Below are 15,715 nucleotides of genomic sequence, written 5' to 3'. Positions count from 1 at the left end.
ATATGCAACAATAAGTTATACGATTTTTTGTTAAAAAATGTTAAATTTAAGTAAATAGCCCATTGTGTTGTTATTGGCCGTTTGTTTGAGTTATAAAGTTACCATTAAATAAATACAGTGAAGCTACATTTCTATAAATATCAGGGCGCAGGCAACGATTTTATTTTGGTTGATAACCGCGAAAATGCTGCAAATCACCACAATATAAAGTTGATAGCCAGCTTGTGCGACCGCCGTTTTGGTATTGGCGGCGATGGGATCATGTTCCTGCAAAACAAAGAGGGGTATGATTTTGAGATGGTATATTATAATGCCGACGGCCAGCCCAGCAGCATGTGCGGCAACGGCGGGCGCTGTATTGTGGCTTTTGCAAAATTCCTGGGGATTATTAAGACCGAAACAGATTTTTTGGCAGTTGACGGTCCGCACCATGCCAAAATTTCAGAAACGGGCGACTGGGTGAGCCTGCAAATGATTGATGTTGATACCGTTACCAAAGATGCCGATGCTTATGTTTTAAACACCGGATCGCCACATTACGTAACCCTGGCTACCGATCTTGCCAATAAAAACGTTTATACCGATGGCCACGCCATCCGAAATAACGATACCTACAAAGCCAACGGCATTAACGTAAACTTTGTGGAGCCAAAAGCCAACGGCTATTTTGTGCGCACTTTTGAGCGCGGCGTTGAGGACGAAACCTATGCCTGCGGCACAGGCGTAACGGCGGTAGCTTTAGCCATGGCTAAACACAATAACCAAACAGGCAGTATAGAAACCCCTATAAAAGTTTTAGGCGGCGATCTGAATATCCGCTTTAATTATGATGGTAATACTTTCACCCATATATTTTTAGAGGGCCCGGCAAAATTGGTTTTTGAGGGGGAAGTAGAGATTTGAGCACAAAGCCGAAAGACTAAAGCTAAAAGCACATAGAAAGTTTTTAGCTTTCTGATTTAACCTTTCAGCTTTATCCGCACTGTTAATAATTATTTAACATCAAATATTTTTTCTTCCTGCAAATTCTAAGTACGTTTGAATTTTTTGTTGATGTAGCTTTTAATAATTTTTTATTTAAAGCTACTTATGTTACGTGTCGACAGTTCAAAACCTTGCCAAATTATTTATGCTATTGCTAAGCATGAGTACCTGGGCTATGTAATTGAGCCGCACGTGGTCCAGCTTAACCCTAATGGCGAATTTTCGCTTACCCACCAACGCTTATTTTCCAATACCGCCACCGAGTTTAGCCATTGTGTTGATGACGTTGATATCAAACTGATCAAGCTGCTTGAAGAGATTGAGCAGGGTAACGTCATAAAAAAATTCTATAAAAAGCCTATCCGACCGTCGGAGTTTTTTGCCAAGATCTTTAATGATACACTGTTTGAAACCATCCGCCCAAAAATGGAAAAGCGTATGGCCGACGCGTTGATTTTATTGGCCGACAAGCAGATCTACCAAATGAGCAAGGAAGGTTACCCTGCCGAGAAGAAATTGAAGATTGCTGATGAAGTAACTACCGTACTCTTTCACTTTCGTCGCGATGCTGAGGAGATCCGCTATTTCCCTACGTTAAAATACAAAGGGATGCGGATTGAGTTTATGTTCAAGAATGCCGAGATTATTTGCAACCACCCCGCCTGGATGCTGATGGACGACACCCTTTACCATTTTGATAAAGAGATTGAAGGTAAAAAGCTGCTGCCGTTTTTAAATAAACGCTATATCGCGGTACCCAGGTCGTCAGAGAAGTCGTATTTCGAAAAGTTTGTAGCGCCGTTGATAGAGAAGCATAATGTTTATGCCGAAGGCTTTACTATAGATACTGAAAAGCACGAGGCTATCCCCATATTGAAACCTATTTATGTTGAAGGCGGCACATCGCAGCTGCAATTGTATTTTAAATATGCTGGTTATATTTTCCCTTACGGGGATGGCAGGCATATTTCGGTACGTATGGATGTGGATGGCGATAACTATACCTTCCACCGCATTAAACGCTCGGTTACCTGGGAAAAGAACAAGCTGACTCAATTAGAGGAGTTAGGCTTAAAAACAGTTTCGTCATTGTTCCAAAACCTGGAGGTTGTGCATCACGAAGATGACACCAACCAGGCCCATTCTATATTTGAATGGCTGAACCACCACCACGACGCGTTAATAGAACAGGGTTTTGAAATTGAGCAGCCCGAGGGCCAGAAACGCTATGTTTTTGGCAACAGCAAGATCGATCTTGAGGTTACCGAGGATAACGATTGGTTCGATATCAACGCCTTTGTTTATTTCGGTAAGTATCGCATCCCTTTTATCCAGCTAAAAAATCACATCCTCAACCATAAAAAAGAATTTACCCTGCCGTCCGGCGAGATTGCGGTTATCCCCGAGCAATGGTTCTCGCAATATGGCAACCTGCTGCATTTTAGCGAAGGCGGCGACAAGATTAAACTGCGCCGCCACCATTTAGGCCTGGTTAACGACCTTGCCGGCGAAATGGCCGAAGTAACCATGAGCCGAAAGCTTCAAAAGCTGATGGACTTTGATGAACTGGCCGAGGTGCCTATGCCTGTCAACTTTTCGGGTAGTTTAAGGCCCTATCAGCAGGCCGGCTATAACTGGTTCCACTTTTTAAAGAATTTCCATTTTGGCGGCTGTTTGGCCGATGATATGGGTTTGGGTAAAACCATCCAAACGCTTGCCTTGCTGCAAAAACACAAAGAAGATACCGAGGCCACAGGTGGTAAAAGCACTTCGCTGGTTATTATGCCAACGTCGCTGATCTACAACTGGCTCAATGAGGCCAAAAAGTTTACACCGCAGTTAAGGCTGATGGTGCATACCGGCACGTTCCGCTATAAATCGCCGGAAGTGTTTGCCAATTATGATGTGGTGATTACTACCTATGGCATCAGCCGGATAGATATAGAGATGTTTAAGGCCTACTTTTTTGACTATGTGATATTGGATGAGAGCCAGAACATCAAGAACCCGGCGTCAAAATCGTTCCACTCTGTTAAGCAGTTAAAATCAAAATTTAAGCTGATATTGAGCGGTACACCGGTAGAAAATTCGGTTAACGACCTGTGGACACAGATGTCGTTCATCAATCCCGGCTTATTAGGCACGCAGCAATATTTTTTGAACGAGTTTGTAACACCCATAGAAAAGAAAAAGGATGAGGAGAAAGCCCGCAAATTGCAGGCCCTTATAAAACCATTTGTACTGCGACGCACCAAGGAGCAGGTAGCTACCGAGCTGCCGCCAAAAACCGAGAACCTCTTCTACTGCCAGATGAGCGAGGAACAGGCATCGGTTTACGAAGAAGTGAAATCAGAATATCGTAACGAACTGTTAAAAAGCCTGGAGGATGGCACCTTCGCCAAAACCCAGATCCAGGTATTGCAGGGGTTAACCAAGCTGCGCCAGATAGCCAACCACCCATACATGATCGACCAGGATTATGAAGGCGACTCGGGCAAATTCGAGAACGTTACCCATACGTTGAATACCGTGTTAGATGGCGGGCATAAGGTGCTTATATTCTCGCAATTTGTGAAGCAACTGGCTATTTACCGCCGCCATTTTGATGAGCAGCATATCCCTTATGTTTATTTGGACGGTGCCACCCAAAACCGCGGCGACGTGGTGAAGCAGTTCCAGGAAGATAAAAGTACCCGCGTGTTCCTCATCTCTATAAAAGCAGGCGGGGTGGGACTAAATTTGACCGAAGCCGACTACGTGTTCATCCTGGACCCATGGTGGAACCCGGCTGTAGAGCAACAGGCCATTGACCGTACCCATCGCATCGGCCAAACCAAAAACGTGTTCATCTACAAATTCATCACTAAAGATACGGTTGAAGAAAAGATCCTGGCGCTGCAGCAACGCAAGCTCAGCATGTCGCGTGCATTAATTACTACCGAGGAAAGTTTTATCAAGTCGTTATCTGCGGATGATATTAAGGAGATATTGGGGTAAATAAATAAAATCCTTATCGGGGCACTTGGTAGCGCTCAATATGAAAATGAATAAGGACAAAGCAATGACTTTTTCCGCATTAACAGACTGGTTTTTCTTTTATATATTTGGCTATGAAGCGTCCCCAATTACTTGCCATATTTTTGCTGATCTGCAGCGCCGCATTTGCCCAAACCGCACCACCAGCCGACCTGGCAACCATACAACAAAGCTTTAAAAAATTAAACGTGCTGGGCAGCGTGTTATACATGGCCGCGCACCCCGACGATGAAAATACCCGCCTGCTGGCTTACCTGGCGCAGGAGAAACATTACCGCGCCGGCTACCTTGCCCTAACCCGCGGCGATGGCGGCCAGAACCTGATAGGCAATGAGCAAAGCGAGATCCTGGGCCTTATACGCACCCAGGAGCTGTTAGCGGCGCGTAAAGTTGACGGTGCCGAGCAATTCTTTAGCCGCGCTAACGATTTCGGTTTCTCCAAAGGTCCGGAGGAAACCCTGCGAATCTGGGATCATGAAAAGGTATTAGGCGATGCAGTTTGGGTTATCCGAAAGTTCAGGCCTGATGTGATCATATGTCGTTTCCCTACAACGGGCGAGGGCGGCCACGGGCACCATACCTCATCAGCCATTATAGCCGGTGAGGCTTTTAAGGCAGCTGCTGACCCTAAGCGTTTCCCAGAGCAACTGAAATATGTACAAACCTGGCAGGTAAAGCGCGTGCTGTGGAACACCTTTAACTTCGGCAGCACCAACACTACAGCGCCAAACCAGTTTAAAATAGATGTAGGCGTTTACAACCCCATATTGGGCAAAGGCTACGGCGAAATAGCTGCCGACAGTCGCTCTAACCACAAGACGCAAGGGTTTGGCTCTGCTAAGCAACGTGGAAGTTCTTTCGAATACTTTAAGACCATCTTAGGTGATGCTCCGGTGAATGATTTGATGGATGGGGTTAATACTACGTGGGGAAGGGTAAAAGGAGGTGAGGCTATAGCCACCGAATTGGCCGGAATTAAAAAGGATTTTGATCTGGAGCGTCCCGAGAAATCGGTATCGGCATTAGTAGCCCTTTTAAGTAAGGTTGAAAAGATTAGTGATATTTATTGGCGCGAGCAAAAAGCTAAAGCGTTAAAAGATGTTATTGCCGCTTGCGCGGGACTGTGGTTTGAGGCATATGCCGATCAGCCGGCATATGCTGTAAATGAACCGATAAAAGTATCATCACAGATATTGAGTAGATATAGCGATCAAATTAAAGTACGTAGTATTGATGACCAACACACAGATCAGCATTTTGCCAATGGAAAAACCATACCGGCCGGTGTAGTGCAAACCTTTAATAGTACCGCGGTTGTAGATAAAATAACGCAACCTTACTGGCTGGAGATGCCACATCCTTTAGGTGTTTATAATATCGCCGAACAGGAAGATGTTGGTAACCCTGAGAATCCTAATCCGCCTTATGTAGGTTTTGATTTTATTATCGAGGGTAGCACATTGCATTTTGAACGTAAATTAATGTACAAATATGTTGATCAAGCCAAAGGCGAGATCTACCAGCCTATAGCCATAGCGCCACCGGTTACAGCCAATATTGTAAGTAAAGACTATGTATTTAACAGCACAAAACCACAAGCCGTTCAAATAAAGCTGCAAAGTTTTACCAACGCAACCGGCAGCATCAGCCTAAAGCCAATTGCCGGTTGGAAGATAACCCCGGCTAAAATTGATTTTACAAATACACCCAAAGGCACCGAGTGGACGGAATCATTTACCATAGCGCCCGTAGATAACAAGCCAGGCAATAATGTGTTGCAGGCGGTAGTAACTGCAGGTGGTAAAGATTGGAGTATGGGATTTCAACGGATTGTTTATGACCATATCCCAACAATAACATTATTTCCTCCGGCCGAATCCAAGCTCATCAATATCGACCTTAAAACTGCCGGCAAAAAAATTGGGTACATAGCCGGTGCCGGCGATGTGGTGGCCGAGTCATTAGCACAGGTAGGCTATGATGTGCATCAGCTTACTGAAACCGATATCATGAACACCGACTTGTCGGTTTACGACGCCATTGTTACCGGCGTGCGTGCTTACAACACCAATCCACGCCTGGTTATAGAACAACCTAAGCTTATGGAGTACGTTAAAAACGGGGGTAACTTTGTGGTGCAGTACAATGTATTCCAACCGTTGGTATTGAGCCAGATTGGTCCGTATCCTTTCAGAGTGGTTAACCAGCGTGTAACTGACGAAGAGGCAAAGGTTACTTTTATTGACTCGCAACATGCGGTGTTAAATTATCCCAACAAAATCAGCCAGGCTGATTTTGACGGCTGGATACAGGAGCGTGGCCTATACTTTGTAACCGGGATTGACCCCCGCTATAAAACCATCCTCAATATGAATGATCCCGGCGAAGCTCCAAACCCGGGCTCGTTAATTGTTGGTGATTATGGCAAGGGCCGCTTTGTGTACACTTCGCTTGATTTCTTTAGGGAATTGCCTGCAGGTGTGCCGGGAGCGTATAGGTTGTTTGTGAATTTGTTGAGTATGCCTAAATAAATTAAACAGGGTTACTTTTTTAACATATACTATTGCTACACATCATATAATAAATTACTTTTGCACGTACTATATTACAAAGCACTATGAGCCATCATCCAAAAGCAGAAAAAGAGAACTTAAACTACATCTATTACCTTGTTGGTATTTTAAGCGGCGCATTTATTGGCGCTATTATAGAGGTAGCATTTGCGTGGGTAATAGCAGGTGCGCTATTAGGATTTTTATTTTCGGCCTTCTTCGTACAAGTATTGGCTAAAAGCAGTGAAGAAGCCTGATCCTGAGCTTCCTTCATTCATAAAAAATTGGAACCAGTTTTACGGTATTGTAGCCGGGTGGCTGGTTTTTTTAATTATAATTTTCTGGCTCATTACCCTTTATCTTAAATGAGCTTAACCGACTGGATAGTTCTGGGTGCTACCATATTGCTTATCGTAGTTTACGGGCTATGGAAAAGTGGCAGCAATAAAAACATCGACCAGTTCCTTGTCGGCGGTCGATCATTATCCTGGTACCATATTGGTTTTTCGGTAATGGCTACGCAGGCCAGCGCTATTACATTCCTATCCGCCCCTGGGCAGGCTTACAGCGATGGGATGCGCTTTGTGCAATTCTACTTTGGCTTGCCGCTGGCCATGATAGTGCTCTGTATCACCTTCGTTCCCATCTTTCACCGACTTAAAGTTTATACCGCTTACGAGTTTTTAGAGCAGCGGTTTGATTTAAAGACCCGGGCTTTAACATCGATCTTATTTTTGATCCAACGGGGACTTTCTACAGGGATAGCTATTTACGCACCGTCCATTATATTATCAACCATCCTTAATATCAATACAACTTACACCACGCTGTTTATAGGTGGATTGGTTACTTTTTATACCGTAGCCGGGGGTACCAAAGCGGTATCGTATACCCAACTGCTGCAAATGAGCATTATCTTTTTGGGAATGTTTGCAGCCGGGGCATTAGTAGTAGTGCTGTTGCCGCAAAATATAGGGTTTGTACATGCCGTTAAACTTGCCGGAAAATTGGGTAAGATGAACGTTATCGACTGGAAGTTTGACCCAAGTAGTAGGTACAATATCTGGAGCGGGATAATAGGTGGTTTCTTTTTACAGCTCTCTTATTTTGGGACCGATCAAAGCCAGGTAGGGCGCTATTTAACTGGGAGCTCGGTAGGGCAGAGCCGCATGGGTTTGATCATGAACGGGCTGATAAAGATCCCGATGCAGTTTTGTATCCTGTTAATAGGTATACTGGTTTTTGCCTTTTATCAGTTTAATAAGCCGCCCATGTTTTTTAACCAGTACGAGGTTAAACAGGTTAAACAAAGCCCTTACGCGGGCCAATACAATGCTTTAGAGGGCAAGTATGCCACAGCCTTTGAGCAGCGTAAGACCAAAGCCGATGAGTTGATAACAGCGATTGATAGTAAGGACAAAACTCAAATAGATCAGGCGCAATCCAACCTTAAAAAAGCTGAAGCCACAGCTGACGACATCCGGAAGGAAAGTATCAGCCTGATGAAAAAAAATAACGGCAAAGCCGATACCGACGATACCAACTATGTGTTCCTGAACTTTGTTACGCATTACCTGCCGAAGGGTTTAATAGGTTTACTGATAGCTATCGTGTTTTTAGCTTCGATGGGGTCGACAGCAAGTGCGCTTAACTCATTGGCATCAACCACCGTGGTTGATATTTATAAACGCAGTGTTAACCCCGGTGCTTCTGATAATAATTACCTGCTGGCATCGCGCCTGGCTACAGTGTTTTGGGGGATAGTGTGTGTAGGCATGGCTTTATATGCGGGTAAAATGGGCAATTTGCTGGAAGCGGTTAACCAGTTGGGATCTTATATTTATGGTACTATTCTGGGTGTATTTGTAGTAGCCTTTTATGTGAAACGGGTTGCGGGCACAGCCGTATTTATTGCCGCTGTTATTACCGAAGCCATTATTTGTATAATGGGATATTTTGGTTGGGTAGCATATTTATGGCTTAACCCTATAGGCTGCGTACTGGTAATAATTATAGCGCTGCTAATTAATCCTTTTATAAAAGAAAAGGCAAAGATCGCCTGAAACAAAAAAGCCCCTTACCAACCGGTAAAGGGCTTCAGCATTAAATAGCTATATTATTTGCAAACGCAATTAGCTGTCACTTTTGGGCAGGTTGCTTTGCTGGTACATTTTGCTTTAGCGCATGTGGTACAAGCAGCTTTTGCTTTTTTAACCGTAACTTTTGGTGTTGCAAATACAGATGCGCTTGCGATCAATATTGCTGCAGCGCTTAAAATTATTTTTTTCATGATGTTTTTAAATTAATGTTTAATAATAAATACTTAGCCCAAAGGCTCAAAATCGGGTATTAAATTAAACTTCCGGCGGTTTCCAGTCGGCTGATAGATGCCCGGTTGCATTACCGATTTTATATAGCTGTACTGGTTGATCAATTGAAGTGGCATAAGCAGGCTTAACTGTAAGCGGCTCGATAGCTAAAAAGCCACAAATCCCGCAGGTTAAAAACATACTGCACTTGCCAGTATCGCAGTCATCTTTTTTCTCTGATTTTTTATGGTGACAACTGCTTTTTGCATCTGCCTTTTTACAGCAATCAGATTTTACGGTTTGTATAACAACAGGCTTTGCAGTGCCCTGGAAGGACGATAAAAACAGGATGCATACAACTTGTAAAATGGCCAAAAATTTCATTAATCAAATGTATAAAAATAACAACTCAATATATAATGACATTGCGCACAAACGCGTACGAAAAATATGAGCTTGTTGCTGTTGGAAGGTATTAATCAAAACAATAATGTAACGCCCATGTTACAATTGATACACCAATTCAACAACATACAATTATGAAAAAGATCAGTTTAATAGCACTAATCGCCGGAATGGGTTTTACTATCCAATTTGCACAAGCCCAGGACAATGACACTTCAAAAAATAAAATTGAGGTAAAAAAGAAAGTTAAAACAGGGGTGCATGGTCGCCAGGTAACTAAAATTAAGGTAGAAGGCAAAGGTACACCCGAAGCAATAAACAGTGCAGCAGCCAGCGCCGTAACAGGTAAAACTCATGTAGTAGTGGCACCTGCACCCGTAGTGGTAGTAGCACCTGCTCCGGCAGCTAAGCCGGCAACCACTGTAACTACTACAGTCACAAAACCGGCTGTAACGGCTACTTCAAAAAGAACAACCACAACAACAGCTACCCATGTATCTCATAGTACAACAGCAGCTAAACGCCGGGTGTATCATAAACCGGTAGTATCTGGTAGCACTAAAACCACTACAACTACTACTATAAAAAAGAATTAATGTAATTAAGCAATATCATTGATTGCAAAAGGGTCTTAACGATATCGTTAAGACCCTTTTTTATAATGAAGCTGTATAAAGAATTTAAATGGTGTGTGTAAAAAAATCCTGTTAAAAATAAATGCCCCTTCGAACTTGCTTCTTAGGGGCATTCAACCTAAACCTTATCACAATTAAACTGGCAAGTTTGCCAGCTTGTAAATACTAACGCAATTACTATACCAATATTATTATATGGCATGCCAATACTTAAAACCATGGGTTTTAAGTATACTATTACTTGTTTTATCGGAATAATTGTCCAAAATAGAAAATACCGTGTTGTCATTTTTAGACACCAATGTGTATAAAATACATTACGGTTGTTTATACAAGATACGCTTACGCAAAAATCCATCAACCACAAATAACAGCAACACCACATCAAAAAACATAAAGCCTTTAAATATCCAGTTGTTAGTGATACCTGATAAATCGGGCATCCTAAATGTAGGCACGGTTACCGGCCCTGCTGCCGACCAATTGATACTTGCCAGCACCATTATTAACATTGCGGCGATAGTGATGATAAAAAATCCGCCTATAATTTTTATAATATTATTATTGATATGTGTTTTTAAAGGTTGGCGGGCATGTTCGGCACGTATGTTTTCCATTACCTTATAGGTAAAAGCCATTGATGGTTCTTCTAACTCCATTCCGGCTATTTCGCGGTTAAGGGCCAGTAGCTCTAAATATGTTTGCTGGTATTCTTGATCGTCCACCAATAACAGATCAATGGCAGCGCGCTCACCGGCAGTGCAGGTGCCATCAATATAGCTCCAAAGTTTTTCTTCTATGTTGTTCATATCAGTTCTTTAACCTCGTGTTTTAAATTGCGTTCCAGCTTTTCTTTCAAACGCTGACGCGCTCTGAATAGTTTAACCTTTACGCTGTTGGCCTCAATGCCCAGGGTTTGCGCAATCTCTTCTAAAGATTGCTCGCCTTTGTAAAATAGCGTAATTATAGTAGTATCATCGGCGGTTAATTGCCCGATAGCCTGGTTGAGATAAAACGATCTCGATTTATTCTCGATGTTATTAGTATCAAAGCCTGATGATACATTCTCTATCTGTATATATGTTTCTTCATCATCTATCGACGAAGTATCAACCCTTTTTTTGCGCAGCGATGTCATGGCTGTGGTATACACAATACTATATAGCCAGGTGCTGAATTTCGACTCCTGCTTAAACGTAGCTAACGACCGATAGGCTTTTATAAAACAGTCCTGTGCTACTTCCTCGGCATCCTCGCGGCTTTTGGTAAAACGCATAGCCAGCGTAAAAACAAAACGCTGGTGCTCTTTAACCAAATCGGCATAAGCCGCCTGGTTACCCGCCAGGGTTTGTTTGATCAAATCGATATCCGAAAGCTTTTTCTGCATCTTATATGATCTCTCTGACTACATGAAACCTGCCAAGGTTACACCTTAATGTAAATATATTGATTTGTTATAAGTTGAATGTTAAAGGTTGTATGTTTATATAATGCTTGTTTGACGAATTGTGTTATGTAGGTATACATATAAACTACCATATGTACGAGGCTGCAATCTTGCGTATAACATCTCAACTTTACAATATTCAAACCTTTCAACAATTTGAAAATAAAGTGTAACCTCATTAAAAAACGTGTAGTCATAGTTTACAAATACACCAATTGTGGTGATTTTGAAATTAAGTAACTAACTTTAAAATTTAAATAAAATGAGTATAGGAATAATCGGGGTTATGATCCCCATCGTGGTGTCAGTTGGGCTTTTCGCCTTAATATTTGGAATTGTTTATTTACGCAGCCGCGAAAAAATGGCAATGATTGAGCGTGGCATGAACCCGGGCATTGAAGTTATCAAACCCGTTAACCGCAATTTTGTGCTTACCTGGGGCTGCTTGCTGATAGGATCGGGTTTAGGTTTGTTTTTAGCCTATATATTAGACAATACCTTATATTTTGCAAGGGATAACGATAACCCCGCACTATACTTTGCTTTGATAGCCATATTTGGTGGTGCCGGTTTATTTGTATCATACCTTATCGAAAAGAAAGACGCTAAGAACGAAGAATAACAGAAAGGTAAAAGCTTAAAGCAGAAAGACCAAAGCAGAAAGCCGGGGATAATACTCTTTCGCGTTCTGCTTTGGTCTTTCTGCTTTAAGCCTATAGCAAATATCGCTCCCTCAGGATATTCAAATGGTGCAGCTCATGGCCGGCCATTATATAAACTATGCTGTTTACCTTTATACTGGCGTGGTTGGCTACACCAACAATATTTAGCTGATCTTCGGTTAATGAACGTAGCATATACAAATTAGCTTCCCGGGTAGCTTTAAATTCGGCGGCAAGGTCCTGTAGGGTACGGGTGTTAAAGGTTGCTGTTTCTACATATTCATTCTCATCAAAACCCGGCAGCTCGCCCTGCCCGCGCGAGAAAGCAAGTGCACGATAAGCAAATGTTCGCTCGGTATCAGTTAAATGTCCGGCTACTTCTTTAATTGTCCATTTACCCTCGGCATAGGCGTAATTAGCCTGCTCGTGGGTTAGGCTGCATAAAAAATCGTAAGTGCTTGTCTTTAACTTTTCAAGCGTTTCTAAAATCGGTTCGTCATTAACAAGATTGATGTACTTGTCGTAAAAAGCTGCGTGATCGCCGGCGTTAGGTCTGTTCATTGTATCGTATATTTTTTAATATTATCCTAAAAGTTGTGCCTTTCCCCAGCTCAGAATCGCGCACAAATATTTGCCCGTTATGGTAGTTCTCGACTATACGTTTGGTTAGCGAAAGCCCCAAACCCCACCCGCGTTTACGCGTGGTATAACCGGGCTGAAATACAGTGATGAATTTAGACCGCGGGATACCTTTGCCCGTATCGATAACGTCAATTATTACCTTGTCCTTGGTTTTGTTGGTGCCAATGTGCACGGTAATATTGCCCTTACCTTCAATAGCATTTACAGCGTTCTTTAATAAGTTTTCTATAACCCAGTCAAACAATGGTGTGTTTAAGCCGGCTACCAGGTCGCGGTCGCCGTTTATTTCAAAGCTGATATTGTTACTTACCCTTACTTTAAAGTAATTTACAAAATCCTCAACCACATCAAAAACTGAATGCTCCTCCAGCTTAGGTTTTGAGCCGATCTTCGAAAAACGGTCGGCCACAATTTCCAGCCGCTTAACATCATTTTCCATTTCGGCCATTAGGGGGTCGTCTTCGGCGTTAAATTTATCTTTTATCAATTCAATCCATGCCATTAATGAGGATATGGGTGTACCCAGCTGGTGGGCGGTTTCTTTAGCTAAGCCTACCCAAACCTGGTTCTGTTCTGATTTGCGGGACGAGTTAAATGAGGTGTAAGCCAGCAGTAAAAACGCCGCTATGACGGAAAGTTGCACGTAGGGAAATATCTTTAATTGCGTTAGCAGGTCTGAGTCTTTATAATATATCAGCCAATATCCCCGCGGCAGCATTATTTTTATAGGCGCATGCTGCGCCTTCATCGTCTCCAGCTCATCCTTAAAATAACCAGGATCATAGTGTGGCGCGTTCAGGTCCTTTACAGCCTCAGGGATTGGCGGTATATAGGTTTTTGTGGTATCAAGCCCCTTAAAGGTTTGTATATCGCCTTTCTCGTCGGTTACTATAGCCGGTACTATGGAGCTATCCCTAACCGCAAAGATATAAGGCAAAAAGTCATTATCATCTGCAGATATTACCTGCTTCATACTCATGGCCCAAACCTGTGCCCGTGTACGCTCTGACCGCGCGATGTTGCGCGCCAGGTAATTGGTATAAAATAAAGACCCACTTGCTATAATTAAAGCAAAGGCAAGCAATATATATTTCCAGAGCCTTTTATTTTCGTAGGTGTTTAGCATATCAGTTCCAAATAACGTAAAATAGGTTTGTATCTTATAATTTAATTGACTGTGCCAGGTGTACCAGCTGTGCCAGATGTGTCACCTGTGCCTGGCACAGTACAGCCTTAATAGCGATGGGTTTCAAACTTATCGCTATGATTGGGCAATAATAACTTTACATCCCCCGGACTTTACGTCATTCAAACTTCCCGACTAAAAAATTATCTTTGCCGCACAATGTCAGATAAAAGAGTTAGAGTAAGATTTGCACCAAGCCCAACCGGTGGCTTGCATTTAGGCGGCGTACGTACCGCGTTGTTTAATTACCTGTTTGCTAAGAAACATAACGGCGATTTTGTTTTACGTATTGAGGATACCGACCAAAACCGCTTTGTAGAAGGCGCCGAACAATATATTATAGACTGCTTAAACTGGTGCGGTATAGTACCGGATGAAAGTGTACTAACCCCCGGCCAATATGCACCGTATCGCCAAAGCGAGCGCAAAAGTATTTACCGCGAATATGCCGAACGCCTGGTAATGCAGGGCCATGCCTATTATGCATTTGACACTGCCGAAGAACTGGATAAGAACCGCAAGGAGATTCCAAACTTTCAATACGGGCAGGTTTACCGTGATACTTTGCGCAACTCGTTATCACTACCACAGCATGAGGTTGATCAGCTATTGGCCAATCATACACCACATGTTATCCGCATAAAAATACCGGCCGACCAATCGGTTAGCTTTACAGACATGATCCGCGGCCGCGTTACTTTTGAAACCAACCAGGTTGATGATAAAGTTTTATTAAAGGCCGACGGAATGCCTACCTATCATTTAGCTGTTGTGGTTGATGATTATTTAATGAAGATTTCGCACGCGTTTAGGGGCGAGGAGTGGCTGCCATCGGCACCTGTACACTTATTGTTATGGGATTATCTGGGCTGGAAAGCCGATATGCCGCAATGGGCGCACTTACCGTTGATACTAAAACCAGATGGTAACGGCAAGCTAAGCAAACGCGATGGTACGCGCCTGGGTTTCCCGGTGTTTGCACTGGATTGGGATGGCGCTGCCGGATTTGACGGTATGGGCTTTTTACCCGAAGCGTTTGTTAACTTTCTGGCAACACTGGGTTGGAACGATGGCTCGGGACAAGAGATCTTTACCCTGGACGAGTTGGTTAAGAAATTCTCTATCGACCGGATAAGTAAAGCAGGAGCTAAGTTTGATTTCGAAAAAGCTAAATGGTTCAATGCCGAGTGGATTAAGAGGCTTAAAGGCGAAAGCTTAAAGGTGAAGGCTAAAAAGGTATTAGAAGAAAAAGGTATAGCCATTAAAGATGATGCTTATTTAACTACTGTTATCGACCTGATAAAGGACCGTTGTACTTTGTTAACGGACTTTTATCCGCAGGCCGCATACTTTTTCCAAACCCCGGCCGAATATGACCTTGCTGCCGTTAAACCAAAATGGACGGACGAGAAAACTGCTTTCTTTAAAACCATCATAGAACAACTAAAATCAACCCCAGCCATAATAGCTGCCGATTTTGAAGCCGCCTTTAAATTATTAGCCGAAGGAAAGGGGTTGAAAACAGGCGATGTTATGCTGCCATTCCGTATTATGCTGGTAGGCGGTAAGTTTGGCCCGCATGTTTTTGATATAGCCGCGCTGTTGGGTAAGGATGAAACTATTGATAGGGTGGAGCAGGCGTTGGTGGCGTTTGTCGACTAAATCGTACCATCGCGAGCTATTTCCGCTTTGCATCCTTGCGATTGCCACACTCGTACCTCGTTCGCAATGACAAACAGGATAAAACAAAAAAGGCTTGCCATTATAGACTGCCCCCAAAAAGTTAGACACTATTTGGGGGCATTTTTATGAATAAGAAGCACGATGAAATTTTTAAAGGCAAGGTTGTTAAAGAAT

General features: G+C 42.9%; 14 protein-coding genes. 8 read left to right on the top strand and 6 right to left on the bottom strand.

The window, feature by feature from the left end; genetic code table 11:
- The first annotated feature begins 117 nt into the window (after nucleotides 1-117).
- The 5 genes from dapF to ABIB50_RS19850 all read left to right on the top strand — a co-directional run bounded on the left by dapF (nucleotide 118) and on the right by ABIB50_RS19850 (nucleotide 8,635).
- Nucleotides 118-903 carry a diaminopimelate epimerase gene (gene dapF, locus ABIB50_RS19870; protein ID WP_429382616.1) on the top strand — a complete coding sequence of 262 codons (786 nt, stop codon included), beginning with the start codon at nucleotides 118-120 and terminating at the stop codon, nucleotides 901-903.
- Between the two features lie 186 nt (nucleotides 904-1,089).
- On the top strand, nucleotides 1,090-3,981 hold the full coding sequence (locus tag ABIB50_RS19865; protein ID WP_429382615.1) for a DEAD/DEAH box helicase: 2,892 nt from the start codon (nucleotides 1,090-1,092) through the stop codon (nucleotides 3,979-3,981).
- Nucleotides 3,982-4,094: 113 nt separating this feature from the next.
- Nucleotides 4,095-6,551: a PIG-L family deacetylase gene (locus ABIB50_RS19860; RefSeq protein WP_429382614.1), complete on the top strand. Its 2,457-nt coding sequence runs from the start codon at nucleotides 4,095-4,097 to the stop codon at nucleotides 6,549-6,551.
- Between the two features lie 86 nt (nucleotides 6,552-6,637).
- Nucleotides 6,638-6,829 (top strand): hypothetical protein, encoded by a 192-nt coding sequence (locus ABIB50_RS19855; protein WP_429382613.1) that lies wholly within the window; start codon nucleotides 6,638-6,640, stop codon nucleotides 6,827-6,829.
- 108 nt (nucleotides 6,830-6,937) lie between these two features.
- Nucleotides 6,938-8,635, top strand: a complete 1,698-nt coding sequence (locus tag ABIB50_RS19850) for a sodium:solute symporter (RefSeq protein WP_429382612.1) — start codon at nucleotides 6,938-6,940, stop codon at nucleotides 8,633-8,635.
- A 53-nt stretch (nucleotides 8,636-8,688) separates the two neighbouring features.
- Here the strand turns inward: ABIB50_RS19850 and ABIB50_RS19845 are convergent, their stop codons facing one another.
- Both ABIB50_RS19845 and ABIB50_RS19840 read right to left on the bottom strand, forming a co-directional pair.
- Nucleotides 8,689-8,862, bottom strand: coding sequence for a hypothetical protein (locus ABIB50_RS19845; RefSeq protein WP_429382611.1), 174 nt, complete (start codon nucleotides 8,860-8,862; stop codon nucleotides 8,689-8,691).
- A 64-nt stretch (nucleotides 8,863-8,926) separates the two neighbouring features.
- Nucleotides 8,927-9,265, bottom strand: coding sequence for a hypothetical protein (locus tag ABIB50_RS19840; protein WP_429382610.1), 339 nt, complete (start codon nucleotides 9,263-9,265; stop codon nucleotides 8,927-8,929).
- A 155-nt stretch (nucleotides 9,266-9,420) separates the two neighbouring features.
- Between ABIB50_RS19840 and ABIB50_RS19835 the strand changes: the two genes are divergently transcribed.
- Nucleotides 9,421-9,882 carry a hypothetical protein gene (locus tag ABIB50_RS19835; RefSeq protein ID WP_429382608.1) on the top strand — a complete coding sequence of 154 codons (462 nt, stop codon included), beginning with the start codon at nucleotides 9,421-9,423 and terminating at the stop codon, nucleotides 9,880-9,882.
- A 356-nt stretch (nucleotides 9,883-10,238) separates the two neighbouring features.
- On the opposite strand, the gene ABIB50_RS19830 is transcribed toward ABIB50_RS19835, so the two are convergent.
- Complete coding sequence (locus ABIB50_RS19830; protein ID WP_429382606.1) at nucleotides 10,239-10,730, bottom strand: hypothetical protein; 492 nt, start codon at nucleotides 10,728-10,730, stop codon at nucleotides 10,239-10,241.
- Entirely contained in the window at nucleotides 10,727-11,308 is a 582-nt protein-coding gene (locus tag ABIB50_RS19825) for an RNA polymerase sigma factor (protein ID WP_429382604.1), read from the bottom strand. Before ABIB50_RS19825 ends, ABIB50_RS19830 begins: the two co-directional genes overlap by 4 nt.
- A gap of 322 nt (nucleotides 11,309-11,630) precedes the next feature.
- On the opposite strand from ABIB50_RS19825, the gene ABIB50_RS19820 reads away from it, so the two are divergent.
- A complete protein-coding gene (locus tag ABIB50_RS19820; protein ID WP_429382603.1) occupies nucleotides 11,631-11,990 on the top strand; it encodes a DUF6249 domain-containing protein in 360 nt (119 codons plus the stop codon).
- A 91-nt stretch (nucleotides 11,991-12,081) separates the two neighbouring features.
- On the opposite strand, the gene ABIB50_RS19815 is transcribed toward ABIB50_RS19820, so the two are convergent.
- Nucleotides 12,082-12,591 carry a DinB family protein gene (locus tag ABIB50_RS19815; protein WP_429382602.1) on the bottom strand — a complete coding sequence of 170 codons (510 nt, stop codon included), beginning with the start codon at nucleotides 12,589-12,591 and terminating at the stop codon, nucleotides 12,082-12,084.
- Nucleotides 12,578-13,798 (bottom strand): sensor histidine kinase, encoded by a 1,221-nt coding sequence (locus ABIB50_RS19810; protein WP_429382600.1) that lies wholly within the window; start codon nucleotides 13,796-13,798, stop codon nucleotides 12,578-12,580. The genes ABIB50_RS19815 and ABIB50_RS19810 overlap by 14 nt, the downstream gene beginning before the upstream one ends.
- A 219-nt stretch (nucleotides 13,799-14,017) precedes the next feature.
- Here ABIB50_RS19810 and gltX point away from each other — a divergent pair, with 219 nt between their 5' ends.
- Complete coding sequence (gene gltX / locus ABIB50_RS19805) at nucleotides 14,018-15,520, top strand: glutamate--tRNA ligase (RefSeq protein WP_429382599.1); 1,503 nt, start codon at nucleotides 14,018-14,020, stop codon at nucleotides 15,518-15,520.
- Nucleotides 15,521-15,715 lie beyond the last annotated feature (195 nt).

Origin of the sequence: Mucilaginibacter sp. UYCu711 (assembly GCF_050433825.1) — a bacterium.
Taxonomy (GTDB): Bacteria; Bacteroidota; Bacteroidia; order Sphingobacteriales; family Sphingobacteriaceae; genus Mucilaginibacter.
Note: the sequence above shows the minus strand (reverse complement) of the source record. Positions and strands in the feature narration are given on the sequence as shown.